This is a genomic window from Desulfuromonas soudanensis, assembly GCF_001278055.1.
Taxonomy (GTDB): Bacteria; Desulfobacterota; Desulfuromonadia; order Desulfuromonadales; family WTL; genus Deferrimonas; species Deferrimonas soudanensis.
In genome coordinates this window covers 2,811,312-2,837,380 of record NZ_CP010802.1, presented here as the reverse complement: position 1 = coordinate 2,837,380, position 26,069 = coordinate 2,811,312, and the positions used below count along the sequence as shown (strand labels likewise).

Here is a 26,069-nt window from a genome sequence, read left to right as displayed (position 1 = left end):
CGGCCTCCTTGACGCAATGTCGTTGCGAAGAGGAAATGACAAGATGATCAAGAGGGTTTTCTCTCCGCGAGCTCTGCGTCTCTAGTGAGCATAGCGAACGGGCGTGCGATGATCCTTTTTTGAAATACTCCAAGCATCCCACGCAAAGACGCAAAGACGCAGGGCAGGCAAGACCTGATCAGGTCAGGGCAATGAGCAACAACCAAAAGGGGAGACTTCGCCATGAATCCAGGATTGATCCGGGTGCTGATCGTTGAAGACGATGAGCGGATCTCCGAACTGCACCGGCGCTTCACGGAAAAGCTCGACGGTTTCGAAGTGGTCGGCCTGGCCAATTCCCTTGCCGGGGCCGCCGAAATGCTCGAGGTCCTCGAGCCGGACCTGGTCCTCCTCGACCTCTTCTTTCCCGAGGGGAACGGCATGGAACTGCTGCGGGAGATGCGGATCGGGGCGGCGCCGAGCGATTTCATCCTGATCACCGCCGCCCGGGAGATGGCCTCCCTGCAGGAAGCGCTGCGCGGAGGAGCCTTCGATTACATCATCAAGCCGGTCTCTTTTCCCCGGTTTCAGGAGGCGCTGCAGAAGTACCGGGATTTCTTCCACCTCGTGCGAAGCGGCGGGCCCCTCGAGCAGAAGGATGTGGACCATCTCCTCTACCCCCATCCCGTGGCCGACGGGGGGAGCGCGACTCTCCCCAAGGGGGTCGATCCCCTGACGCTGAAGAAAATACGCCTGGTTTTCGAGAATCCGGGCGTCAAGGATCTCGGTGCCGAGGAGGTGGGTGCCCAGGTCGGCGTCAGCCGTTCGACCGCAAGGCGCTATCTCGAATTCATGGTTTCGGAAGGTTTTCTCGTCGCCGATCTCCTCTACGGCGCCGTCGGGCGCCCCGAGCGCCGCTATCTGCGCAAGTCCTGATTTTCCGCCGTGAACAGAATGGGCAAAAAGGTCGTTAAAGACACAATTCTTTTTAAAATCCCAATATTTACATCTCGATAGTCAAGCCTCTAGAGTGGGGACAACAACCGGTTGCCCAGCCTGCCGACCGCAGCGGAGAGCAGCCGATCCCCTCACCCCCTCAAGGAGGCCTCCATGCTCTACATCCAGTTTCTTTTCCTGCTCCTGATGCTCTATCTCGGCAGCCGCTACGGCGGCATCGGCCTCGGCGTGATCTCCGGCATCGGCCTGGCCGCCGAAGTCTTCATCTTCAAGATGCCTCCGACCTCCCCGCCGATCACCGTCATGCTGATCATCATGGCCGTCGTCACCTGTGCGTCGATTCTCGAGGCGGCCGGCGGCCTCAAGTACATGCTGCAGGTGGCCGAGCGCATCCTGCGCTCCAATCCCAAGCGGGTCACCCTCCTCGGACCGCTGGTGACCTACACCATGACCTTCATGCTCGGCACCGGCCATGCGGTCTACACCATCATGCCGATCATCGGCGACGTGGCCCTGAAAAACGGCATCCGCCCCGAGCGCCCCATGGCGGCGGCCTCCGTCGCCTCCCAGCTCGGCATCACCGCCAGCCCCATCTCCGCCGCCGTCGTCTACTACCTGTCGCAGATGACCAACGTCGCTCCCGGCCTCACCCTGATGTCAATTCTGGCCGTCACGATCCCCGCCACCCTCCTCGGCAACCTGGCCATGTCCCTCTACAGTATGCGCCGCGGCGTCGAACTCGAGGATGACCCCGAGTATCAGCGGCGCCTGGCCGACCCGGTGTGGAGTCAGCGCATAAAGGACACCACCGCCACGACCCTCGATGAAAAGCTCCCCGTGGCCGCCCGCAACTCGGTGCTCGTCTTTCTGCTGGCCCTGGCGGTGATCGTCGTCATCGCCATGTTCCCGGAAATCCGCACCCAGTCCGCCGGGGCCAAGCCGATTTCCATGGCGGTCATCATCCAGATGATGATGCTGGCCTTCGGCGGGATCATCCTCCTGGTCACCAAAACCAAATCGTCAAAGGTCCCCGAGGGGGTCGTCTTCAAGTCGGGAATGGTGGCGGCCATCGCCATCTTCGGCATCGCCTGGATGAGCGACACCTACTTCCAGTACGCCATGCCGAGCTTCAAAACCGGGATCACCGCCATGGTCACCTCCTACCCCTGGACCTTTGCCCTGGCCATGTTCGTGGTCTCGGTGGTGGTCAACAGCCAGGCGGCGACCTGCCGGATGATGCTCCCCGTCGGCCTGGCCATGGGCTTGCCGCCGGCGCTGCTCATCGGCATCATGCCCTCGAGCTACGGCTATTTCTTCATCCCCAACTACCCCTCCGACATCGCCACCGTCAACTTCGACATTTCCGGGACGACCAAGATCGGCAAGTATTACTTCAACCACAGCTTCATGGCTCCCGGCCTGATCGCCGTGGTCGTCGCCTGTCTGATCGGCTATCCGCTGGCGATGGTCCTCATTTAGAATTTCATCAGGAGTCGTGAAAAAAAAGGGGAGGCCGCTTCGAGGGATGAAGCGGCCTCCCTTTTTTTTTGGAAAAGATCCTTTCCTCAATTGTTCCACATTTCCTCCTTAATCGGCTGTTAGCCTTGCTTCCAGATCGGAAGGAAAACGGTTGTAGCACAAAGACATTCTCTTTCATCTTTATGCAGGGAAAGGAGCACAACCATGAAAACGCAGGCAGGAAAATACAGCACTTTTCGGGCCCTGGTCGCTGCCTTGAGTCTCGGACTCCTCCTGGGCGGGGCCGCTCTGGCCCAGGCCGAAAGTCACGATCGCCGGGGGGATCAGGACAGGGATTTCTCACGACAGACGGACCACGCTCGGGACAATGGTCGGGACTCTTCTGCCCACCGTGGTCAATTCAGAGGCAAGGATTCAAACAGGGGTCGCCATCAGGCTCCGGCCGTCGGCACCGTCGTCGCCCGCATTCCGAACGGGCACATCCGGATCAGCATCGGCGGGATCCCCTGTTTTCTGGTCGGGGAGACCTACTACCGTCCGGTGCGCCGCGGATACCAGGTGGTGGAAGCGCCGCGGCACCGGTCGAATCGTGACTGGGTGGCCGTGGAGATCAAGCGGCTCAATATCCGCTCCGGTCCCGGACGTAACTTCCCGGTGATCGCCGTCGCCCACCGCGGGGAAACCCTGCATGTCGCCGGCAGTACCCCGGGCTGGCAATATGTGCAGCTCGCCCAGGGGCGCTACGGCTGGGTGATGAGTCGCTTTACCCAGGCCCCGGCCCGCGGCTAGCAGGTCAATGGTCATTACCTTTCTAAATCCGGGGCCTCGCCCCGCAACCAAGGAGAAGAAGATTATGAAAAAGCATCTCATGATGATCGCCGTTCTCGCCCTAACCCTCAGCGGCGGCCTCGCCCTGCAGCCGGCCTTCGCCCAGCGCTGCGACACCCCCGGCAACTGCGAACCGGGGGATTGCGGCAAGAGAGGGGAGAGAATGGAGCGGATGGCTGAGGTCCTCGGCCTGAGCGCCGAACAGCAGCAGCAGATCGAGTCCATCCGCGAGGAGGAGCGGGCCCTGGTGGCGCCGCTGAAAAAGGAGATGTCCGCCAGCCGGGAAGCGATGGCGGAGGCCGCCAAGGCCCAGCCCTTTGACGAGGGGGCAGTGCGCTCCCTGGCCGCGGCTCAGGCGGGAATCCGTACCGAGCTGACCGTGGCCCGGGCCCGGATGCAGAACCGGATTCACGCCGTGCTCACCCCCGAGCAGCGCCTTCTCGCCGAGAAGCTGCGGCCGATGTTGCACGACGGGAAGGGCCCCCGCGGCCGCCGCGGCGCTCCGCAGGGGGGGCAACTGTAGACAGAAGGGGGTTGCAGAAGCGGACATTCGGGCTTATCCTGAGCCTCTCCGCCTCCGCCCGTTCTTGCCTGATTCGATATTTTTCGCGGCGCCGCAGGAAAACCCTGCGGCGCCGCCTCCGCGAGACCGTACCGATGAAACCGATGTCACGACTCCTGACCCTCGCCGTCTTGCTCCTCGGCGGCGCCCTGACTTCAGGCCCCGCCTCGGCAGAGGCGCCGCCGGTGCTTCAACTGACTCTCCCCGGCGCCGTCGAGATGGCGCTAACCGGACACCCCGCCATGACCCTGGCCCGCAACCGCCGGGAATCGGCGGCCGTCTCTGTCACGGCAGCCCGCGGCGCATTTCTCCCCGATCTGCAGGGGAGCGCCGGAGCCGTCGAACGCTACGCCCAGCAGCCGCCGCCGGGGGACGGCGGGGACTCCCGCACCCTGAACCTCGATCTCTCCTCCAGTCTCAATCTCTTCAACGGCTTTGCCGACGTCGCCGATCTCGGCGCCGCCCGGCGCCGGCTCGACGCCGCCGGGGGGGAACTGCTGCGCCAGCAGCAGACGACGGCCATGAATGCGGCCAACGCCTTCATCGCCGTCCTCACCTCACGGGAGCTGGTGACCGTCGCCGAGGAGAGTCTGGCCCGGGAGAAGGCGCTCCTCGAACAGGTCGATGCCTTTTATCGCGCCGGCAGCCGCTCGGTGACCGATTTCTACCGCCAGCAGGCGGCCACGGCCCAGGCGGAACTCGATCTCCTCGACGCCCGGCGCAACCTCGAGGTCGCCGGACTGCAATTGCTCCAGAGTCTGGGGATGGAGCCGCCCCTTGTCGTCGAACCCCTTTCCCCCGACCCCTTCGCCCTGGTCGCCGTCCTGCAGGGGATCGATGCGGGGCAAACCCTGGCGCTGGCCTGGGAACTTCGTCCCGACCTGCTGGCCGGAATCCGGCGGATCGAAGGGGCCGAAGAAGAGGTGCGCCGGGCTCGGGGCGGCTATCTGCCGCGGCTCGATCTGACGGCCTCGGCCGGCACCGGTTACAGTTCCTTGAGCAGCGGCCGCAACCTCAACGATCAGCTGACCCGGGACAACGGCGACGCCTCCGTCGGCCTCTTTTTGAATGTACCGATCTTCGACCGCTTTCTCACCCGCACCGGCGTCGCCCAGGCCCGCATCGGCCAGAGCGACGCCGTCGCCGAGGTGGCGCGACTGCGCCAGCAGATCGGCGTCGAAATCGGTCAGGCACTGGCCGACTACCGCCGGGCCGAGCTGCAGCTCACCGTCTCCAGGGCCCAGCTCGACTACGCCCGGCAGGCCCTCGACGCCGCCGAGGCCCGCTACCGGGTCGGGGCGACAAACTGGATCGATCTCGCCGATGCCCGCGCCACCTTTGTTCGCGCCCGGGGGGACGAGGTCCGTGCCCGGCAGGGACTGCTGCAGCAGTCCCTGGCCGTCGGGTATGCCCGCGGCGACCTCGAGACGCTCCTTCCCCTGTTGACGCCCCGTAAGGAAAAATCATGAAACGATCCCGCCGCCTCTTCTGGCTCCTCGCCGTCGTCCTGCTCCTTCTTCTCGGAGGGGGGACCGCTCTCTTCTTCAGGGGCGCAGGGGGCTCCGGCGAACCGGCCCCCGGATACAAAACGGCCGAAGTGAGCCGCGGCACCCTCGAGCGCACCGTCTCCAGTTCCGGAACCCTGGCGGCCGTGGAGACGGTGACCGTCGGCACCGAAGTCTCGGGGACGATCGACAAGGTGCTGGTCGATTTCAACAGCCGGGTGGAAAAAGGAGAGGTGCTGGCCACTCTCAAGCCCGCCCTCTTTGCCGCAGCCGTTGCCGAAGGAGAAGCCGCCGTCGCCCGCGCCGAGGCCGATCTGGCCCTGGCCCAAAGGGAGCTGGAGCGCAGCCGTCCCCTCTACGACAAGGGGTATCTCTCGGAGCAGGAATTTCTCCCCCTCCGCTTCAACGTCGACCGCTATCGGGCCGCCCTCGATCAGGCGCGGGCGACTCTGGCCCGGGCCCGCACCAATGAGCGCAACGCGACGATCCGCTCCCCCATCGACGGCACCGTGATCCAGCGCAGCATCGACGCCGGCCAGACCGTGGCGGCCAGTCTCAATACCCCGACCCTCTTCGTCATCGCCCGCGACCTGGCTCGGATGCAGATCGAGGCCGACGTCGACGAGACCGATATCGGTCAGATCCGCCCGGAGCAGGCGGTGCGTTTCACCGTGCAGAGCTACCCCGACCGCACCTTCGCCGGCACCGTACGCCAGGTGCGGCTGCAGCCGGAGACGGTGCAGAGCGTGGTCACCTACACGGTGATCGTCGAGGCGGCCAACCCGGAAGGGGTGCTGCTGCCGGGGATGACCGCCACCGTCGACTTCGTCGTCGAACATCTCGAAGACGTGCTCCTGATCCCCAACGCCGCCCTGCGCTTCACGCCGGAGGAGAAGGAATCTGCTCCTGCCAGCGGCCAATCCCACCATTCCGCCGCAAAAACGGGAGGGCGGGTCTTTCGTCTCGGTGCGACCGGGGAGCTGCAGAAGGTAGCGGTTTCAACTCTTGCCAGCGACGGCCAGGTGACGGCGATTTCCGACGACGGACTGCAGGCCGGGGATGCGGTGGTCACCGGCCCGGCCAGGGAAGACACCAAGGTCAAAAAGAGCTTTTCCCTCTTCGGAGCGATGCGGGGGAGGCCGCGAAAATGACCGAGGAAACCCTGGTCATCGCCGGCGTCACCAAGGTCTTCGATCTCGGCGCCGTGAAGGTTCACGCTCTGCGCGGGATCTCCCTGACCATCCGGCGCGGGGAATTCGTCGCGGTGATGGGTACCTCGGGGAGCGGCAAGTCGACGCTGATGAATATCCTCGGCTGCCTCGACCGGCCGAGTGCCGGCGACTATCTCCTCGAGGGGGTGTCCGTCGGCACCCTGGGGCGCAACGCCCTGGCCGACATCCGCAACGAAAAGATCGGTTTCGTTTTTCAGGGGTTCAACCTTCTGGCGCGAACCACGGCGCTGGAGAACGTCGAACTCCCCCTTCTCTACGACCGCCGTCACCGCATCGCCGATCCCAGGGCCAGCGCCACGGCGGCCCTGGTCCGGGTCGGCCTCGGCGACCGTCTCGACCACGTCCCCAATCAGCTCTCCGGCGGCCAGCAGCAGCGGGTCGCCATCGCCCGCGCCCTGGTGACGGAGCCGGCGATCATCCTTGCCGACGAGCCGACGGGGAACCTCGACAGCCGCACCACCCTCGAGGTCCTCGCCGTCTTCCAGCAGCTCAACGCCGAGGGGATGACCATCGTTCTCGTCACCCACGAGCCGGAGGTCGCCCGCTACTGCAGCCGCATCGTCGAACTGCGCGACGGCCTGGTGCAGCGCGACGAGGCGGTGGCGGCGACGCGGCAGGCCGCCGAAGACCTGGCCGCGGCCCGACAGGAGGTGCCGGCATGAAGTGGCGCAAGCTGATCAAGGTCGCCCTGCAGAGCATCGCCCGCAACAAGATGCGCTCCCTCCTCACCATGCTCGGCATCATTATCGGCGTCGGCTCGGTGATCTGCCTCGTCGCCCTCGGCCAGGGGTCGCAGCGCGATATCGAGGGGCAGGTCGCTTCCCTCGGCACCAATCTCCTCATGCTGCGCTCGGGGAGCAGCCAGGTCGGCGGCGCCCGGGGGGGCGCCGGGACCCTCGAGACCCTCTCCATGGAGGACGTGGCCCGGCTGCGCCAGGAGACCACCCTCCTGCAGGGGGTTTCTCCGGAAATCCGCGTCACCAGCCAGATCATCGCCGGCGGCCGCAACTGGAACACGGCGGTGACCGGCGTCTCTCCCGAATACCTGGAGATCCGCAATTACCAGGTCGCCAGCGGCGCTCCCTTTGCCGAGCGCGACGTCCGCACCCGGGCCAAGGTGGCCCTCCTCGGCGAGACGGTGGCCCGCGAACTCTTTTCCGGAGCAGACCCCATCGGCGCCGCCATCCGCATCCGCAATGTCCCCTTCCGGGTGATCGGGGTCCTCGCCGCCAAGGGGCAGTCGGCCTTCGGCACCGATCAGGACGACATCGTCCTCGCCCCCTCGACGACCGTCCTCTACCGCCTCGGAGACGGCAAAACAGTGCGTTCCATCGTCGCCAGCGCCGCCAGTCCCGAGGAGATGGAGGGGGCAAAGGACGAGATCATCGCCATCATGCGCGAGGCCCACAGAATTCCCGCCGGGGGACTCGACGATTTCAATATCCGCGACCAGACCGAAATCAACCAGATGGCGACCCGGGTCACCGGCACCCTGACCCTCCTCCTCTCCGCCATCGCCGCCGTCTCCCTTCTCGTCGGCGGCATCGGCATCATGAACATCATGCTCGTCTCGGTCACCGAACGGACCCGGGAGATCGGCATCCGCCTCGCCATCGGCGCCCGCTCCGTCGATATTCTCTCCCAGTTCCTCATCGAGGCGGCGATCCTCAGTCTGCTCGGCGGCCTGATCGGCATCGCCTGCGGCCTCGGCGCCGCCTGGGGATTCGGCAGCCTCCTCGGCATCAGCGTCGTCATCAACCCGGCGGTGATCGCCGTGGCCGTCCTCTTCACCGGTGCCGTCGGCATCTTTTTCGGTTTCTACCCGGCGCGCAAGGCCGCCAACCTCAACCCCATCGACGCCCTGCGCTACGAATAGGGGCCGGTTCGATTCCGGCTCTTCAGGGATCTCGATTCAGGATCCAATCAAGGGACTCAACGGCGAGACGCTGAGTTGGAGAGACGCGGGAAACAGCGTGAGAGGCAGGGCCAGTGTCCCGGTTTTCCTCTCCGCCTCTTCGCCCGTAGCGCCTCTGCGTTGATACCCCTTCTCATCCTCAGCAAGGATCCCCATGCCCGCCGCCACTTCACGCTCCGCCACCCTCTTCGTCGTCTGCGTCGCCCACTTCATCATGCCGTTCATGATGTCCGCCGTCGGTATTGCCCTCCCGTCCATCGGCCGCGAGTTCGGCGCCAGCGCCATGCAGCTCGGCCTGGTCGAAACCACCTACGTCCTCTCCTCCTCTATTTTTCTCCTGGCCATGGGGCGCCTCGGCGACATCCACGGCCGACGGCGGATTTTTCTCTACGGCATGGGGGTCTTCACGGTCGTCGGCGGACTCCTCTCCCAGGCCTGGTCCATCGAGGTCCTCATCGCCCTGCGTTTTCTCCAGGGACTCGGCGGCTCGATGGTCATGGCGACCACCATGGCCATCGTCGTCGCCGTCTTTCCCCCTGCAGAGCGGGGCAAAGCCCTCGGCGTGGCGGTGGCCAGCGTCTACGCCGGGATCTCCTGCGGCCCCTTCCTCGGCGGGATGCTGGTCGAGGCCTTCGGCTGGCGCTCCATTTTCTATCTCGTCGTCCCCTTGGGTTCCCTGACTTTCTGGATGATCCGCAGCAAGCTGGACGGCGAATGGGCGGAGTCGAAAGGGGAGCCCTTCGACTGGCAGGGGGGGATCCTCTACGCCTGCGCCATCCTGCTGCTTATCGTCGGCGCCTCCAACCTCGATCACGGAATCTGGGCCGCCGCCCTCCTCGCCCTCGGCCTCTGCGGGGTGGTCCTTTTTCTCCTCTTCGAGCTCCGCACCCCCTATCCCCTCCTCAACATCGCTCTCCTGCGGGAAAACCGCATCTTCGCCTACAGCAACCTTGCCGCCCTCTTCAACTACGCCGCCACCTTCGGCGTCACCTTCTTTTTCAGTCTTTACCTGCAGTACGTGCAGTCGATGAGCCCGCGTCAGGCCGGGACGATCCTGATCATCCAGCCGTTGGCCCAGGCTCTCCTCTCCCCCCTCTGCGGACGCCTCTCCGACCGCTACCCGGCGGCCTGGGTCGCCACCGCTGGCATGACCCTCTGCGCCCTCGGTCTCGGCCTCGCCGCCACCGTCGACCGGGGGACTCCCCTGGCCGTGATCATGGCCATGCTCGTTCTCCTCGGCGTCGGTTTTGCCCTCTTCTCCTCCCCTAATACCAGCGTCATCATGGGGAGCGTTGAGCCCCGCCACCTCGGCGTCGCTTCCGGCTTAGCGGCGAGCATGCGCACCCTGGGGATGATGACCAGCATGACCATCATTACCGTGATCTTCTCCATCTTCATGGGGGGACAGGCGGTGACCGCCGCCACAGAGCCGGCCTTTCTGCGCAGCATGCATCTGGCGCTGCTGATTTTCAGCGGACTCTGCGTCCTGGGGATCGGCTGTTCCTTCGGCCGCCTGCAGCGGCGGGTCGGTTGAGAGGGGAGGAGGGGGATGGGACCCCGGGGCCTATTCTGCTAATTTCATGCTTCCGGGTTGACAGGGGGGCGTTCGGTGGTTTCATTTATAGGCAAGTCACACTCAAACAGAAGAGGGGGAACAGGAATGAAAATTTTGAGAGGGTTGGCATGTACGGGGATTTTGTTGTTTTTTCTCGCCGGGTGTACCACTCAGCTGACTCCGGCGGACCGGGATCTCATGAACCAGGCGATCGACTCGGCTGCCGGCGCCGCCGTTTCAGCCGAAAAGGCCCAGAATTCGGCCCTTGCCGCGGACAGCTCCGCCAATCGCGCCGAGGCGGCGGCGGCTAAGGCGGAGAATGCGGCAGCCCGCGCCGAGGCAGCGGCCAGCCGCGCGGCCCAGGAGGCGGCCGCGGCCGAAGAGAGCGCCCTGAAGGCGCAAAAAGCCTTCGAGATGGGCCTGAGAAAATAAACCGCCTCCGGTGGCGGAGGCACAAGGGGCTCCACCTTCCGGCGGAGCCCCTTCTTTTCGGTGAAAAGAGGGGACCTGTTCAGTCGTAGCGGCGCGCCGTCCATTTGGGATCCTCCCTCCGGGGAGGCGTCGACGGAAAGGGGGAGAGGATGACCGGGATGCCGCGGGGGTCATCGCAAAGGGCCTGGGCCCGGTCCATATCGAGGCGTCCCTGCCAGTTCAATAGCCGCTGCTGAAGGAGGAATTCGGTGAGGGAGCCGCCGAGCCGGCCGAGGAAATCGTCATGGACCTCCGCCAGCAGCTGTCCCTGCTGCAGACCGAGCTTGATGGGCTGGTAGAGGATGCGCACCGGGGTCCCCCTTTTCACCAGGGGGAAAAGATCGCGGATGTCTTCGGGGTAGAGACGGATGCAGCCGTGGGTTGTGCGGCGACCGACGCCGTACGGTTCGTTGGTGCCGTGTATGCCGTAGCCGTCCCGCGACAGGCCGATCCAGAAGTCCCCCAGGGGGTTGTCGGGACCGGTCGGCACCACGCGGGGTAGCCCCGGCCGGTCGCGGCGGATGTCGGCGGGGACGGTCCAGTTCGGGGCGACAATCTTGTTCACGACCGAGAAGTTCCCCTCCGGCGTTTGATGCTCCTCGGAGCCGATGGCGACGGGGTAAATCCGCACCCGGATCCGCTCCTGGTCCAGGGAAACGAAATAGAGGCGGAACTCGGCGAGATTGATGGTGATCCCCGGCAGGAGAGGGTAGGGGAGAATCGTTGCCCCAGGGAGAACGATTTTTCGGCCGGAACCGGGTCTCCAGGGGTCAACGCCGGGGTTGGCCCGGGTGACGGCCAGGTAACCGAGTCCCGACCGGCGTGCCACCTCCGTGAGGGTTTCGTCCCCTTCGACCCTGGTGGCAATCGTTTTTCCAACCAGCGGAGCCCGCTGGGCCGATGTCACCTCCGCCGTCAGCGGCGCCGCCCGGGCGGCGGCGGAGTGGCCGAGAAGGGCGACGAGAAGGGCGAGAGTCGTCCAGATTGTCGGGGCTCGCATCACCATCGATCGCTCCTGAAGCCCTGGGGAAAAATTTGCGGAAAGGAAGAGCCCATGACCCTGATACTTCGCTCTGAGGCCTTTGAGTCCGGCGCCGACATTCCGGCGCGCTACACCTGCCAGGGGGAGGATCTCTCCCCGCCCCTCGAATGGTCGGGCGTACCGCCGGAAACCCGGAGCCTGGTCCTGATCGTCGATGACCCCGATGCCCCCGATCCGCGGGCGCCGACGCGGACCTGGGTGCACTGGGTTCTCTATAATCTCCCCGCCGGCGTCTGCAGCCTCTCCGAGGGAGTGAAGGTGCTCCCCCCCGGGACCGGCGAGGGGCTAAACGACTGGCAGAAAACGGGTTACGGCGGCCCCTGCCCTCCGATCGGCCGTCATCGCTACATTCACCGTCTCTACGCCCTGGACAGGGTGCTCGACGATCTTCATCATCCGACCCGCCCCCGCCTGGAGGCGGCGATGGTTGGACACATCCTGGAACAGGCGGAACTGGTGGGCAACTACCGGAAGCATTGATTTCCCTGCCGCCAGGCAAGAAACCGGCTTTCCCTGACTCCGCCCCCAGCTGGCTGCCTGTCGCACGCTCGGCAACACTCCTCCTCTCTTCCCTGGCGCGCTGGAATCGAGAATCCCTTTACAGGTAACTTTACCATAGAAAAATCGGTGCGGCAGGAGGGATGAGGCCGCCGGCCGTCCGGACTTTTTCTTGTAGGGCAAAAGGGTCGATTCCGCCGGTGTCGCCCTGTCTTTTTTTTAAAGGGCTATGAATCCTGATACTTATGTGCACCAAAAACGCCGTGGCTGTGGTATTCTTTATTCGCTAAGGTTGTCGCACCGATGGGTAAATGGTCAGGCCGGGAATGTCCGCCGACCATCGTCGCTGGAAAATTGCCGGGAGAAAGAGGGAGTGAATTTATGACCGAGCAGGAAGGTAATAACAAGGAGCAGCAGGAGGTTGGCCTCTACGAGAAGCTGGCCACGCGCACGGCGGAACTTCTCGATGAGGGGAAAAAGACCCTGGACGAGGCCCTGAAAAAAGCCGGGGAGGAGATCTCTTCCATGGGAGATTTTTCCCGGGAACAGGCAGAGAAAATCTCCGTCTTCGTTCGCAGGGACATTGCCTCCATGGGCGTGCAGGCCGGAAAAACCAGGGAGGCACTCAAAAAGGCCGTCGATCCCCAGCGGGTGGCCGTCGGAATCCAGAGTGCTTTTTCGCGGATACTTAACAGCGCCGCCGGGACCCTCGGCGAGTGGGCGGAAAAATCGGAGAAACATCTCGAATACAAAACCGGCGATGTGACCAGCCCCGGGACCCTCTCCTGCAAGGACTGCGGGGCCGAGATGCACCCCAAGACCACGGTGCGCATCCCCCCCTGCCCCAAATGCCACAAGACCCTTTTCCGCAAGTCCTATTGAGGGGGAGCAGTCTTCCCGGGACGCACGCGACACAGGAGGGCGGCAGAGTCATTGGGCTCCGTCGCCCTCTTTCTAGTACCCTGTAACCCATAATCTTTCGCACCTTGCTTGTTCTTTGCCGCGTCAGCTACGTTCCGATTTCAGCTGTTTAGCGACGGCTAGGCAACAGAAATCGCGCCTTGCTGACACGTCAAAGCCCTACGCAATCCCTCGAAATCCTATGGGTTACAGGGTACTAGTAGGGTAAAGATCGGCAAGGGATGGAACCCATTTAAACCCGGGGCCGGAAACAGGGTCCTCTCCTGATCACTTACGACGATGAATGCTCCGATGAAAAACACATTATTGTTCACCCTTCTGGTCCTGGCCCTGTTCTTTGGCGCACTCCTCGGGGGGGCGACGGCCTCGGAAGGGACGGTCTCGGAAGGGACGGTCTCGGAAGGGACGGCCTCGGTCGCCGCGGACCCCCTTCCCCCGGAGGAAGAGGAAGAACCGAACCTTCCCGCCAGTCAGGCCATTTCCGAATTTCACGAATACTTTTCCGGGGGGGTGGAAGCCCTCTCCCGCAGGATTGACGCCTTTTTCGGCAGCACCCGCATCTACGAGGAGGCGAGCGGCACCTACCTGCAGATGCGCGGCAACGTGATTTACGGACGGTCGGGGGAGATCGGTTTTGACGGCAAGGTGCGAGCCCGGCTTGACCTGCCGAATCTTGAGGAGAGGGTCCACCTGGTCATCGAGAGCGAGGAGGAGGAGACCGTCAGCGAGACACGCGTCGCCGCCGGTTCAACCCCGGCGCAGGCCGTGGACGAGAAGAAATTGACCACTTCACTGCAGTATGTGGTCAAGTCGACCAGACGCTGGGACGTGCGCCTGCAGCCGGGGATCCGGGTCAATATGGACCCGCGCCCCTTTCTCCGCCTGCGTTTCCGGCTGATGCAGCCGCTCAGTGAAACCTGGCTCAGTCGCACCACCCTGACCCCGGGGTGGTTTGAAGACCGCGGCTGGGAAGGGCGAGCTTTTTTCGACTTCGAGCGCGCCACCGGGGGGGGGAGCCTCTTTCGCTCCAGCACCCAGGGGGTCTGGCTTTTCGACGAGCCGAAGGACGTGCAGCTCACCCAATCCTTGCTCTATGCCCACCCCATCGGGAGCCGGGTGCAGATGGCCTACCAGTTCGGGGTGACGGCGGAAGTCGATCCGAAGTTTCAGGACACCTTTTACTTCCTCAACGTACGCTACCGGAAAAACATCCACCAGGGGTGGATGTTTCTTGAGCTTCAGCCGCAGGTCCTCTTCGACCGGGAAGATGACTTCAAACCCGACGCCTCCTTCAGCCTGACCCTGGAAATTCTCATTGGCGGCCGTTACTTGTAGACCCAGTCATTTCCTCGCCATCCCTCCTTGACATCCCTTTTGCAAATGTTTAACTGTGCTATTCTTCATGGCAGAGCACCATTGGTGTCCTCCTCACTCTTCAGCCAGGCAGGCCAATGACCAGAAAAATCATTCTGACCCTTGTCGGCGTCCTTCTCCTTGCCGCGCTCATCGGCGGCATCAAAGCCTTGCAGATCAGGAAGATGATCGATGCCGGAGCGAATTTCGCCCCGCCGCCGGTGACGGTGACCAGCGCCGTCGTCGCCGCGGATAGCTGGGAGGCGCTCCTTTTTGCTGTCGGCTCCCTCGAGGCGGTGCAGGGGGTGATGGTGGCGGCGGAGAGTCCGGGGAAAGTTGTGGAGATTCCCTTCGTCTCCGGAAAGAGGGTCGGCAAAGGGGATCTGCTGTTGCAGCAGGACGTCTCCACCGAGACTGCCCAGCTCCCCGGTGCCGAAGCCGCGGTGTCCCTGGCCAGGAGCAATCTCAAACGCTCCGGAAATCTTCTCGCCGAAAAATTCATTTCGCAGGCCGAATATGACGCGGCCTTCGCCAACTTTCGCGAGGCGGCCGCCGCCGCCGACAACCTGCGGGCGGTCATCGCCAAAAAATCGATTCGCGCCCCATTTTCCGGGCGACTCGGCATCCGCCAGGTCGATGTCGGCCAGGTCCTCAAGGAAGGGGACCCGATCGTTTCCTTGCAGGACGTCGATCCCATCTTCGTCAACTTCTACCTGCCGCAGCAGAATCTCGCCGAGATCCGCATCGGCCAGACGATCAGGGTGACCTCTTCGACGCTGCCGCAGGGGTTTGCCGAAGGGGAGATCACCGCCACCAACCCGCAGCTCGATGCCGCCACACGCAACCTGCGCATTCAGGGGACTCTGGAGAATCCGGACGAGGTCCTTCGTCCGGGAATGTATGTCGATGTGGCCGTTCTCCTCCCGGACCGTCTCCCCCTGCTCACCATCCCGGCGACGGCGGTCCTCTATGCGCCCTACAGCGATTCGGTCTTCGTGATCGAGGAGAAGACCGATGAAAAAAGCGGAGAGAGCGTCAAGGTGCTGCGCCAGCAGTTCGTCACCCTCGGCGAGAAGCGCGGCGATTTCGTCGCCGTCAAAGAAGGCCTTAAGGAGGGAGAGACCGTAGTCAGCACCGGGGTCTTCAAACTGCGCAACGGCCAGGCGGTAACGATCGACAACACACTGAATCCCGATTTCAAACTGGCCCCCCGACCGGAAAACAAGTGATCCGCGCCGCGCGCCTCTCCATGGCCGGACCAGATACAAACTCGACCAGGGTTTTTGGCTCGATATGAAATTCACCGACCTCTTCATCCGTCGTCCCGTCCTCTCGCTGGTGATCAGCTTGGTCATCATCATTGCCGGACTGCAGGCGATCCGTACCGTCAACGTCCGTCAGTACCCCCGCAGCGAGAATGCTTCGGTGACCGTGACCACGGTTTACGTCGGCGCCAGCGCCGAGCTGGTGCGCGGCTTCATTACCACTCCTCTCGAGAGGGCGATCGCCGCCGCCGACGGCATCGACTACATCGAGTCCCAAAGCACCCTGGGACTCTCGACCATTACCGCCCGTCTCAAGCTCAATTACGACGCCACCAAGGCGTTGGCGGAGATCAGCTCCAAGGTCGATCAGGTCCGCCGCGACCTCCCTCCGGAGGCCGAGGTTCCGGTCATCAACATCGAAACGGCGGACAGCCGCTTCGCTTCGGCCTATCTCAGTTTCACCTCCGACATTCTCAAACAGAACCAGATCACCGATTATCTGGTGCGGGTCGTGCAGCCCCACCTTTCGGCTCTCGAGGGGGTGCAGCGCGCCGACATACTCGGCGCCCGCACCTTTGCCATGCGCATCTGGCTCGATCCGCAGAAGATGGCCGCCTACAACATCAGCCCGGTGCAGGTCCGTCAGGCGCTGGCCGCCAACAACGTTCTGGCTGCCGTCGGACGCAGCAAGGGGTCGATGATCCAGGTCAACCTCACGGCGAACACCAACCTCAATTCGGTGCCGGAGTTCAAGCGCCTCGTGGTTCGCGAGGGAAACGGCGCCCTGGTGCGCATCGAGGATATCGGCGAGGTGGTGCTGGGGGCCGAGGATTACGACGCCGAGGTGCGCTTTTCCGGGAAGACGGCGGTTTTCATGGGGATCTGGCCCCTCCCCAACGCCAACTCCATCGACGTCATCAAGCGGGTCAGCGCCGAGATGGAACTGATCCAGCGGGATCTTCCCAGCGGCATGGAGGCCCGGGTCGCCTACGACGCAACCGACTACATCAATAACGCCATTCACGAGGTTCTCACCACCCTCCTCGACACCCTGCTCATCGTGGTGGTGATCATCTTTCTCTTTCTCGGCTCCTTCCGCTCGGTCCTTATCCCCGTGGTCGCCATCCCCCTGTCGCTGATCGGCGCCGTCTTTTTGATGCAGGTCTTCGGTTTTACCGTCAATCTCCTGACGCTTTTGGCCATCGTCCTCTCCGTCGGTCTGGTGGTCGACGATGCCATTGTCGTGGTGGAAAACGTCGAACGCCACATCAGCGAAGGGCTCTCTTCCCTGAATGCCGCCCTTCTCGGCGCCCGGGAGCTGGTCGGGCCGATCATCGCCATGACCATTACCCTTGCCGCCGTGTACACCCCCATCGGTCTGCAGGGGGGGCTGACCGGGTCCCTCTTTCGCGAGTTCGCCTTTACCCTGGCCGGCGCGGTGACCATTTCGGGGGTCGTCGCCCTGACTCTGTCGCCGATGATGTCCTCCAGGCTCCTCAAGCCGGGCGCGGCGGAGCACGGTTTTTCCGGCAAGATCGCCAGGGATTTCAAGAAGCTGCGGGGGGCCTACGGGCGCCTTCTCGATGCCACCCTCGACGCCCGGCCGGCGGTCTACCTGGTCTGGATCATCATCAGTCTTCTGACCATCCCCATGTTCATCATGTCCCCCAAGGAACTGGCCCCCACCGAGGATCAGGGGGTTATTTTCGGCATTCTCGACGCCTCGGCCAACTCGACCCTCGACCAGACGAGCCGCTACGCCGCAGCGGCCAACGAGGCCTTCCTCAGTACGCCGGAGGCCAAATTCGTTTTCCAGATCACCTTCCCTTCCTCCGGTTTCGGCGGACTGGTCGTCCGCCCCTGGGACGACCGGGAGCGGACGATCTTCCAGATCCTTCCGGAAGTTCAGCAGAAGCTCGGCGCCATCCCCGGGATCCAGATGTTTCCCGTCCTTCCTCCGGCGCTGCCGGGAGGGGGACAGTTCCCCGTCGAGTTCATTCTCGCGTCGACGGCCAGCGAAGACCAGATTCTGCAATTTGCCCAGCAGATCCAGCTTAAGGCCATGCAGAGCGGCCTCTTCGCCTTTCCTCCCCTGATCGACGTCAAGATCGATCAGCCCCAGAGCGAATTCGTCATCGACCGCAACAAGGTGGCCGATCTCGGCCTCAGCCTCGAGGACGTCAACGCCGACATCTCCACCCTGGTCGGCGGCAATTTCGTCAACCGCTTTGACATCTCCGGGCGCAGCTACAAGGTGATCCCGCAGATCAGGCGGGTCGATCGCCTCAACCCCGAGCAGCTCCTTGATATCCATGTCACCGGCCCCGGAGGGGGGCTGATTCCTCTCTCCACCGTCGCCACCTTGCGCGACGGTGTCGTCCCCCGCTCCCTCAACCGCTTTCAGCAGCTCAACGCCGTCAAGATCAGCGGGGTGGCGGTGCGCCCCCTCGATGAGGCGCTGAGTTTTCTCGAAGATCAGGCCGCCGAAATCCTCCCCCAGGGATACGTCCTCGACTACACCGGCGAATCCCGGCAGCTGCGCACCGAGGGGAACCAGTTCCTCCCCACATTCGCCCTGGCGATCATCATGATCTTCCTGGTGCTGGCGGCCCAGTTCAACAGCTTCCGCGATCCCTTCGTCATTCTCGCCGGATCGGTCCCCCTGGCGATGTTCGGCGCCCTTCTCTTCACCTTTCTCAAGATTCCCGATCCCAACGTCCCCTTCTGGACGGGAGGGTGGACGACGACCCTCAACATCTACTCCCAGGTCGGGCTGGTGACCCTGGTCGGGCTGGTCGCCAAGAACGGCATCCTGGTGGTCGAGTTCGCCAACAAGCTGCAGGAGGGGGGGCACGGCAAACGGGAGGCCGTCCACGAAGCGGCCTTGACGCGGTTGCGGCCGATCCTCATGACCAGCGCCGCAACCATCGCCGGCCACTTTCCCCTGACCCTGGTCACCGGCGCCGGCGCCGAGGCCCGGAACTCCATCGGCCTGGTGCTGGTCGGCGGCATGGCGGTCGGCACCCTCTTCACCCTCTTCGTCATCCCTTCCATTTACATGCTGGTGGCCCGCGACCATGGCCGGGAGCAGGGGGTCATCGATCCCCCTGAACCGGAGGGTTCAGGCATCTAGATTCTGTTCGGTGAAGGAAAAAAAGGCGGCCTCAAGGCCGCCTTTTTCGTATCCGATTCCTGTTCTTCCCGGATCAGTCAAGGGTGCGGCGGAAGCGCTTTATTCCGATGACGAGGGCCAGGGCAAGAAACAGGGCCATCGGCCAGAGGTTGGGGAGGATCTCGTCGATCCCGTTCCCCTTGAGGAGGATGCCGCGGACGATGCGCAGGTAGTGGGTGAGGGGGAGGGCCTCGCCGAGGCGCTGGGCCCAGAGGGGCATGCCGCGGAAGGGGAACATGAAGCCGGAGAGGAGGATCGAAGGGAGAAAAAAGAAGAAGGCCATCTGCACCGCCTGCAGCTGGTTGCGGGCCAGGGTGGAGAAGGTGAGGCCGACGCCGAGATTGGCGGCGATGAAGAGGAAGGAGACGGCAAAGAGGAGAGTGAGGCTGCCCAGGAGCGGTACGCGGAAGAGAAAGCCTGCGGCCAGGAGGATGAAGGTCATCTGCAGATAGCCGACGATGATGTAGGGGACGATTTTGCCGAGCATCACCTCCAGGGGGCGCACCGGGGTGGAGAGGAGGTTCTCCATGGTGCCGCGCTCCCGCTCCCGGGTCATGGCCAGGGCGGTGATGATCACCAGGGTCATGGTCAGAACCACCCCCATGAGTCCGGGGACGATGTTGTAACGGGTGATCCCTTCGGGGTTGTAGCGCGGGTGGACGATGACCTCCAGGGGAGGGGCGCCGCGGCGCAGGTGCTGCAGGGAGCCGCCGAGGTCCCGGTCCAGGGCTCCTTCGGCGAGGAGGCGGAAGGCCGCCAGGGCGCCGCTGGTGGCGGCGGGGTCGGTGGCGTCGGCGCTCAGCAGGAGCGCCGGGCGCTCGCCGCGCAAAAGCCTTCGGGAGAACTGTTCGGGGATGCTGAGGACGAACTGCACCTCTCCCCGTTCGATGAGGCGCTGCGCCTCGGCCTCGCTGCCGGTGTCGCGGACGATGCGGAAATAGTCGCTGTTCTGCAGGGCGGCGACGAGGGTCCGGGAGAAGATCCCCTGGTCGGCACAGCGCAACGCGGTGGGGAGGTGTCGCGGGTCCGAGTTGATGGCGTAACCGAAGAGGATCATCTGCAGGATCGGGATTCCCAGCATCATGGCGAAAGTCACCCTGTCGCGCCGCATCTGCACGAACTCCTTGCCGACCATCGCCGCAAAACGGCGCAGGGAAAAGCCCCGCCGCAAGGCCATCTCAGTCTCCTTCCCGGTGCTGCATCAGGCTGATGAAGACCTCCTCGAGCCCCGTCTCCGTCTCTGTCCAGGAATAGTTTTCGTCGTCCCTGGCAGAGCGCAGACTCGCCTCGAGGGCCCGGCGGTTGCGGCCGCTGACGTGGAGGGTGTTGCCGAAGGGGACCACCTGGTCGACCCCGGGGAGGAGCCTGAGTCTCTGGCCGAGGGGGTGCAGGTCTTTGCCGGCGACCTCCCAGGTGGTCAGTCCCGCTGCGGCTACGAGCTCAACGGCGCTCCCCGAGGCGAGGAGGTCGCCGTAGGCGAGGTAGGCGAGGCGATGACAGCGTTCGGCCTCGTCCATATAGTGGGTACTGATCAACGTGGTGATTCCTTCGGCGGAGAGGGCGTAGATGTCGTCCCAGAAGTCGCGGCGCGCCTTGGGGTCGACCCCGGCGGTCGGTTCGTCGAGGAGGAGGAGCCGGGGCTTGTGCAGCAGGCAGCAGGCGAGGGCCAGGCGCTGCTGCCAGCCGCCGGAGAGGGTTCCGGCAAGCTGGCCGGCAAAGGGGCCGAGCTTCATGCGCTCGACGATTTCGGCGATGGCCCGGCGCCGGTCCTCCACGCCGTAGATCCGCGCCATGAAGTCGAGGTTCTCGCCGACGCTCAGGTCCTCGTAGAGGCTGAAGTGCTGCGCCATGTAGCCGATCTGCGGCCTGATCGCCTCCGCATCCTTCAGGAGATCGTGACCGAGGCAGACGCCGCGTCCGCCGTCGGGGCGCAGCAGGCCGCAGAGCATGCGGATGAAAGTCGTCTTGCCGCTGCCGTTGGGGCCGAGAAACCCGAAGATCTCGCCGCCTTCGACCCGCAGGGAGAGACGGTTGACCACCACCTTGCCGGAGAAGGATTTGCTCAGGTCGTAAACGTCGATGACCGGGGGCGACTCGCTCATGGAGCGGCCTCCAGGCGGACATCGAGGGGTTGTCCGGGGTGAAAGTCTGCGGCGTCTTCGGGGTCGGGACGGGCCTCGATCAGATAGACGAGCTTGGCGCGGGATTGCCGGCTGTAGATCACCGGGGGGGTGTATTCGGCCTGGGGGGAGATGTAGTTGATGCGGGCGGGATAACTTCCTTCGGCGCCGTCGAAGGAGACTGACAGGCTCTGGCCGAGACTGAGGGTGCCGACGACGTTTTCGGGGACGAAGAAGCGCAGCAGGATGTTTTGCGGCGGCAGAAGACTGACCACCGGATACCCCGCCGGGACGAACTCACCGGCGACGTAGAGGGTATCGAAGACGGCTCCCCCCTGGGGAGCGTCCTGGCGTTTCTGCTCGAAGCGCCAGCGGGCCTGGGCCAGGCGCTGCCGCGCCGCGCCGACCTCCGCCCGGGCGGCATCAAGGACGTCGCTGCGGCCGCCGAGACGGGCTGTTGTCAGCTCGGCCCTCAGTTCGTCCACCGCCGCGGCGCTCTGCTCCCTGGCCGCTACGGCCTGATCGAGGTCCTCGGCGGAGATCGTCTTTTCGGCGAAGAGGCGTCGCCTCCTTTCCCATTCCTTGCGGGCCAGCTGGGAAGCGGTGCGGGCCCTGTCGAGGCGGGCCTCGAGGGCGGCCAGCTCGCTGGGGCGGTCGCCCTTGGCGAGATCGGCCAGGCGATTTTCCGCCTGACGCAGGTTCAGGGCCGCCTCCTCCATCGCCGCCGATTCCTGCCCCCTCTCCAGGGTGAAGAGGGGGGCCCCGGGAACCACCGTTTCGCCGCGGGAAACGCCAAGGGTCTCGAGCTCCCCGCCGAGGGGGGAGGAGACGTAGAGGTATTCCCCTTCGGCATACCCCTGGTAGGTGATCGGCTCTGGCTCGCCGCAGGCGCAGAGGAGGAGGGCTGCCAGGGCGACCGGAGCCGGGAAGAGAATGAGGGAACGAGGGGACATGGCGGAATCCGTTCGCTTTGCGGGCTGCCGGCAGTGAGTTCTTTCAAGCTCTTATACAGTCTCGCACTTTTCCCGGGAGTTGCAATCCCCGCAAGGGCGCCGGAATCCAGGAGATCGGTTGGCCTGCCGATCTCCCCTTCCGTCCCCTGTTGGCCGGGAACCTGAACGGACCATGCTTTAAGGAGAGGGGTTTTGCAGGGAAGGGATCAGCGGCAGGGAGAAGGAGAGACGGGTTCCCTGGTTGAGGGTGCTTTCGGCGACGATCGTGCCGCCGTGGGCTTCGATGATGGCGCGGCAGAGGTAGAGTCCGAGTCCTGTCCCCGATGGCGCCGCGTCATGATTTGTCACGCGATAGAATTTTTCAAAAATGCGTTCCAGATGTTCCGGGGCCAGTCCGGGCCCTTCATCGGCGATGCAGACCTCCAGGGCCTGTGCTGTGAAGGCGGCGGCGACGCGGATCGTCCCCCCCTTCGGTGTATATTTGACGGCGTTGCCCAACAGGTTGTCGAGGACCTGGGTGATGCGATCCCTGTCGCCTGTCACCGGGGGGCAGGGGGAGGGGAGGGACCATTCGAAACGATGAGTCCGTACCGTTTGCTGATGGCTGCGCAGGGATTGAAGAATGAGCTGATCCATGGGGCAGGGCCCGAGGGTCAGGGGGAGGGTCCCGCCGTTTTCCAGCCGGCTGACATTGAGGAGCTTGTCCACCTGTCGCGAGAGGAATTCGGCCCTTTCCTGAACAATGGCGAGGTATTCGCAACGGAGTTCTTCCGTCAGGTTTGCCGAGTCGCTCAGGAGTTCGCTGAAGCCGAGGATGGCGGCCAGGGGCGTTTGAAACTCATGGGCGGCGGTGGAGACGAATTCCCGGCGCAGGGCGGCAATTTCCCGCTCGGCGGTTATGTCGACGAGGATCCCCACCAGTCCGGCCAGCTCTCCCCGTTCGTCGTTGAAGGTCGCTTTGTGGAACAAGACCTTGCGCACGGCGCCGTCTGTGCTGGTGAACTGCTCCTCGTAGCTGCACCCCTTCTGCGAGGCGAAGACTCCGCTGTCCTGCTTTGCATGTATCCGGGCTTCCTCCTCCGGTACCAGGTCGAAGGTCGTTCTCCCGATGATCTCATCCCTGCTGCGGCCGAGAAAGTCTTCAAAGGCGCGGTTGCAGCCGAGAAATCGTCCGGCGGTGTCCTTGAAAAAGACCGGGCTGGGGAGTTCGTCCATCAGGGTGCTGAGAAAATTCAGCTGGGTCGCCAGTTGATTTTCGGCCAGCTGGCGCCTCTGCACCTCCGCCGCCAGGTCCCGGTAGCCGGCCAGGAGGTTTTCCCGGCTCTTGCGCAACTCCTGAAGCATGTGGCTGAAGGACCGGCTCAGCTGCCCGATTTCGTCCCGTCCGCCGGGGGGAATCTGCTGATCGAGATCGCCCTCGGCCACCGCTTCGGCGATATCGGTCAGGCGCCGGATGGGGCCGGCGATGGCGGCCGAAAGGGGTATGGCCAGGAGTATGCCGGCTCCGGTGACCAGCAGGGTGATCACCAGGATCTCCCTGGCAATCTCGCTGGCGCTGTTTTCGACGGAGGAGGCCGAGAGGCCGAGGTGAACTTCACCGAGCCCGCCATGGGCGATGGGGGCGGCTATGTCGTAGACCGTACCGAATTCGGTGAGGATTCGGCGGATGCCATGGGTTTGTCCCGGGGGGAGACGGCGGGTTTCCATGAGAGCGGAAGGGAAGGTGTCGCCAAAGGAATGACCGAGAATCTCCCCGGGGCTGATCCCTTCGAAATAGATGTAGACGATATCCTCTTCAATCTTCTTCTGGTTGGCCGCCGCAATCCGCAGCGCCAGCCGGTCGCGGGCGAGAACGCTGTTGATGCTCTGCTGGGCGAGATGTTTTGCGATGGATATGCCGCGTTTTTCCAGCTCCCGGCGGAGACTAAAGGCGACGGAGAGCTGAATGGAGATCGCCACGGTGGCCCCGAAGATCACCATGAGGGTGACCAGAACCAGAAGGATTTTGCGGCGGAGAGTGGATCGCATCACGGCCGGTTCTCCCTGAGAGAGGGCGCCTTGCGGTGGAAGCGTTGGTGCAGCTCGCGGATGGAATCGTAGCGGAAGTCCTCGATGGCCACGAACCGCTCGATGTGCATCCCCTGGAGAATTGCCTTCCCCTGCCGATGGAGGTGGGTATTGAGCAGAACCTCCTGGAGGCGGGCCTTGGTGGCCGGATCGAGATCGGGGCGGGTGACGACCGGAGGCGTTCCATAGGGGCCGAAGCGGACGATCACCCGGACTTTTTTGGCTAATTCGGGGTGGCTGGCGAGGAGAAAATCCCAGATCAGACTGTCCACAGCCGCGCCGTCGACCATCTGATCGGCAACGGCCTGGATGGAGCGGTCGTGGGCATAGGTATAGAGAAAGGAGGAAAAAAATGTTTCGGGGGACTCGCCGAGCTTGTCCAACTCCGAAGCCGGCACCAGCATGCCGCTGTTGGACAGGGGGTCGGTGAAGGCGAAGGTCTTGCCGCGCAGGTCTTCGAGGGTGCGGGCCGGACTGTCCGCCGGCACGATCAGGTTGGAATAATAGCTTGCCTCGCCGTTGATGAGCGGCGCCGCAATCAGTTCGAGGCCGAAGCTCTTGTGTCCCTCCACATAGGGCCCGCCGCAGACGAAGGCGGCATCGACCTCCCCCTCCGCCAGCATCCGGTTGACTTCCGTGTAGCTCCCCGGGTCGATGGCCCGGACCCGGACCCCCATCCGGTCGGCGATATGGTCAAGAAGTTGACGGTAGTAGTGGTACCCCTCCTGGGGGGTGATCATCGAACCGACGCAGATGTTGAGAACCGGATCGTCCGGCAGAACGGCCTGTTCCGGCAAGGGGTGCTGCTCCTTGAGGCTGACGAAGGCCGGCTTTTCCTCGCAACCGGCGAGCACCGTCAAAAAGAGAACCAAAACCGCCAGACGGCTGGTTATCAATCCGAGTCCGGTGGATTTCATCGGAACACCTCGTCCTGTAGGGGTTGGACTTAATTAATGCAACAACCATTCCCACGACTTTGGAAATGGCTGTGGCCGTGGAGTAAAAAGGGGCTCCGGAGAGATTTTGGATTTGACAGGGGAGGGAGACTGACGTATACAGGGTGGCCGTTTTAACGGTTGTTTTACGGGCTTTTAGCTCATGTTCATCCTTTTTGGCCATCGGTGGAATCCCCTGGAAGATGAAGACTCCACCTCATCTGCGGACGCGGGGGAGTGCCCCTATCATTCCAGCAGAGAGGAAAACCCATGCTCAATCTTAAACCCGAAGTCGTCGCCCAACTCGAACGTGTCCTCGGCTCCGTCGAAATGCTCCTCCCCAAGGCGGCCAAGCCCGTCGACTGGAGCTCCTGTCCGGCGGCCAACTGGCGTCGCCATTCCTTTTCCGGGTATCTGGAACCGGTCAAGGTCACCGACACCACCACCCTCGACGAACTCCTCGGGGTCGAACAGCAAAAAGAGGTGATGATCAGCAACACCCGCCAGTTTCTCGCCGGTCTCCCCGCCAACAACGCCCTTCTCTGGGGTTCCCGCGGTACCGGCAAGTCGTCCCTGGTCAAGGCCCTCCTCAACCGCTTCGCCCCCGAGGGGCTGCGGGTGATCCAGGTGGAGAAGGAAGACCTGATCTACCTCTCTGAGATTTTCACCGCGGTGGAAAACCAGCCCTACCGCTTCATCCTCCTCTGCGACGACCTGACCTTCGAGGTCGGCGAGCTCAGTTACAAGATGCTCAAGAGCGCTCTGGACGGTTCGGTCTACTCGGCCCCGGAAAACGTCCTCATCTACGTCACCTCCAACCGTCGCCACCTCCTCCCCGAATACGAGACGGACAACCTCGGCGGCAAGTACGTCAAGGGGGAGCTGCAGCAGAGCGAGGCGATGGAGGAGAAGGTCTCCCTCTCCGACCGCTTCGGGCTCTGGATCGCCTTCCACGTCTTCAGCCAGGAACGCTACATCGACGCCGTCCGCCTCTGCGTCGAGCGCGAGGCCCGCGCCCGGGGGGTCGAGCTCCCCTGGAGCCGCGCCCTCGAGGAGGAGGCCATCCGGTGGTCCCACGACAAGAGCAAGCGCTGCGGCCGCACCGCCTTCCAGTTCACCAAGAACTGGGTCGGGCGCACCCTTCTCCAGCGCGCCGGCGCCTGAGTCGGGATCCGGCACGAACTACGGCATTGACGGGGGCGGTCCAGCGGGCCGCCCCTCCCTTTTTGACGGGGGAGGAGAGGACTTTTCCGGTAAATT

At 63.9% G+C, this 26,069-nt stretch carries 22 protein-coding genes; 16 read left to right on the top strand and 6 right to left on the bottom strand.

Annotation, left to right across the window (positions count from 1 at the left end; all coding sequences use genetic code 11):
• Window positions 1-222 precede the first annotated feature (222 nt).
• From DSOUD_RS12775 to DSOUD_RS12730, 10 genes are all read left to right on the top strand, one after another.
• Window positions 223-915 carry a response regulator gene (locus tag DSOUD_RS12775; RefSeq protein WP_053551377.1) on the top strand — a complete coding sequence of 231 codons (693 nt, stop codon included), beginning with the start codon at window positions 223-225 and terminating at the stop codon, window positions 913-915.
• Between the two features lie 174 nt (window positions 916-1,089).
• Entirely contained in the window at window positions 1,090-2,415 is a 1,326-nt protein-coding gene (locus DSOUD_RS12770; RefSeq protein ID WP_053551376.1) for an anaerobic C4-dicarboxylate transporter, read from the top strand.
• A gap of 204 nt (window positions 2,416-2,619) precedes the next feature.
• Window positions 2,620-3,204: an SH3 domain-containing protein gene (locus DSOUD_RS12765; RefSeq protein WP_053551375.1), complete on the top strand. Its 585-nt coding sequence runs from the start codon at window positions 2,620-2,622 to the stop codon at window positions 3,202-3,204.
• Window positions 3,205-3,268: 64 nt separating this feature from the next.
• A complete protein-coding gene (locus tag DSOUD_RS12760) occupies window positions 3,269-3,766 on the top strand; it encodes a Spy/CpxP family protein refolding chaperone (protein ID WP_053551374.1) in 498 nt (165 codons plus the stop codon).
• A gap of 143 nt (window positions 3,767-3,909) precedes the next feature.
• Complete coding sequence (locus tag DSOUD_RS12755) at window positions 3,910-5,274, top strand: TolC family protein (RefSeq protein WP_198300314.1); 1,365 nt, start codon at window positions 3,910-3,912, stop codon at window positions 5,272-5,274.
• Window positions 5,271-6,461, top strand: coding sequence for an efflux RND transporter periplasmic adaptor subunit (locus DSOUD_RS12750; protein ID WP_053551372.1), 1,191 nt, complete (start codon window positions 5,271-5,273; stop codon window positions 6,459-6,461). Before DSOUD_RS12755 ends, DSOUD_RS12750 begins: the two co-directional genes overlap by 4 nt.
• Window positions 6,458-7,204 (top strand): ABC transporter ATP-binding protein, encoded by a 747-nt coding sequence (locus DSOUD_RS12745; RefSeq protein ID WP_053551371.1) that lies wholly within the window; start codon window positions 6,458-6,460, stop codon window positions 7,202-7,204. Before DSOUD_RS12750 ends, DSOUD_RS12745 begins: the two co-directional genes overlap by 4 nt.
• Window positions 7,201-8,418 (top strand): ABC transporter permease, encoded by a 1,218-nt coding sequence (locus DSOUD_RS12740; protein ID WP_053551370.1) that lies wholly within the window; start codon window positions 7,201-7,203, stop codon window positions 8,416-8,418. Before DSOUD_RS12745 ends, DSOUD_RS12740 begins: the two co-directional genes overlap by 4 nt.
• A gap of 193 nt (window positions 8,419-8,611) precedes the next feature.
• On the top strand, window positions 8,612-9,991 hold the full coding sequence (locus DSOUD_RS12735; protein WP_053551369.1) for an MFS transporter: 1,380 nt from the start codon (window positions 8,612-8,614) through the stop codon (window positions 9,989-9,991).
• Between the two features lie 126 nt (window positions 9,992-10,117).
• Window positions 10,118-10,444, top strand: a complete 327-nt coding sequence (locus DSOUD_RS12730) for a hypothetical protein (protein WP_157671869.1) — start codon at window positions 10,118-10,120, stop codon at window positions 10,442-10,444.
• 79 nt (window positions 10,445-10,523) lie between these two features.
• Here DSOUD_RS12730 and DSOUD_RS12725 read toward each other — a convergent pair whose 3' ends face one another.
• Entirely contained in the window at window positions 10,524-11,489 is a 966-nt protein-coding gene (locus tag DSOUD_RS12725) for a L,D-transpeptidase (RefSeq protein ID WP_053551367.1), read from the bottom strand.
• Window positions 11,490-11,537: 48 nt separating this feature from the next.
• Between DSOUD_RS12725 and DSOUD_RS12720 the strand changes: the two genes are divergently transcribed.
• From DSOUD_RS12720 to DSOUD_RS12700, 5 genes are all read left to right on the top strand, one after another.
• Complete coding sequence (locus tag DSOUD_RS12720; RefSeq protein WP_053551366.1) at window positions 11,538-12,005, top strand: YbhB/YbcL family Raf kinase inhibitor-like protein; 468 nt, start codon at window positions 11,538-11,540, stop codon at window positions 12,003-12,005.
• 399 nt (window positions 12,006-12,404) lie between these two features.
• A complete protein-coding gene (locus DSOUD_RS12715) occupies window positions 12,405-12,905 on the top strand; it encodes a zinc ribbon-containing protein (protein WP_053551365.1) in 501 nt (166 codons plus the stop codon).
• A 330-nt stretch (window positions 12,906-13,235) separates the two neighbouring features.
• The gene (locus tag DSOUD_RS12710; RefSeq protein ID WP_157671868.1) at window positions 13,236-14,279 is read left to right on the top strand and encodes a hypothetical protein; all 1,044 of its coding nucleotides are present in this window, start codon (window positions 13,236-13,238) and stop codon (window positions 14,277-14,279) included.
• Between the two features lie 116 nt (window positions 14,280-14,395).
• Window positions 14,396-15,526: an efflux RND transporter periplasmic adaptor subunit gene (locus DSOUD_RS12705; protein ID WP_053551363.1), complete on the top strand. Its 1,131-nt coding sequence runs from the start codon at window positions 14,396-14,398 to the stop codon at window positions 15,524-15,526.
• Between the two features lie 64 nt (window positions 15,527-15,590).
• Window positions 15,591-18,695, top strand: a complete 3,105-nt coding sequence (locus tag DSOUD_RS12700) for an efflux RND transporter permease subunit (RefSeq protein WP_053551362.1) — start codon at window positions 15,591-15,593, stop codon at window positions 18,693-18,695.
• A 73-nt stretch (window positions 18,696-18,768) separates the two neighbouring features.
• Here DSOUD_RS12700 and DSOUD_RS12695 read toward each other — a convergent pair whose 3' ends face one another.
• From DSOUD_RS12695 to DSOUD_RS12675, 5 genes are all read right to left on the bottom strand, one after another.
• Complete coding sequence (locus DSOUD_RS12695) at window positions 18,769-19,911, bottom strand: ABC transporter permease (RefSeq protein WP_053551361.1); 1,143 nt, start codon at window positions 19,909-19,911, stop codon at window positions 18,769-18,771.
• Window position 19,912: 1 nt separating this feature from the next.
• A complete protein-coding gene (locus DSOUD_RS12690) occupies window positions 19,913-20,836 on the bottom strand; it encodes an ABC transporter ATP-binding protein (RefSeq protein WP_053551360.1) in 924 nt (307 codons plus the stop codon).
• Entirely contained in the window at window positions 20,833-21,807 is a 975-nt protein-coding gene (locus DSOUD_RS12685) for an HlyD family secretion protein (RefSeq protein ID WP_053551359.1), read from the bottom strand. The genes DSOUD_RS12690 and DSOUD_RS12685 overlap by 4 nt, the downstream gene beginning before the upstream one ends.
• Window positions 21,808-21,984: 177 nt before the next feature.
• Complete coding sequence (locus tag DSOUD_RS12680) at window positions 21,985-23,835, bottom strand: sensor histidine kinase (protein ID WP_053551358.1); 1,851 nt, start codon at window positions 23,833-23,835, stop codon at window positions 21,985-21,987.
• Window positions 23,835-24,791, bottom strand: coding sequence for a substrate-binding domain-containing protein (locus tag DSOUD_RS12675; protein WP_053551357.1), 957 nt, complete (start codon window positions 24,789-24,791; stop codon window positions 23,835-23,837). The genes DSOUD_RS12680 and DSOUD_RS12675 overlap by 1 nt, the downstream gene beginning before the upstream one ends.
• 288 nt (window positions 24,792-25,079) lie before the next feature.
• Here DSOUD_RS12675 and DSOUD_RS12670 point away from each other — a divergent pair, with 288 nt between their 5' ends.
• Window positions 25,080-25,973: an ATP-binding protein gene (locus DSOUD_RS12670; protein ID WP_053551356.1), complete on the top strand. Its 894-nt coding sequence runs from the start codon at window positions 25,080-25,082 to the stop codon at window positions 25,971-25,973.
• The last annotated feature ends 96 nt before the right edge of the window (window positions 25,974-26,069 follow it).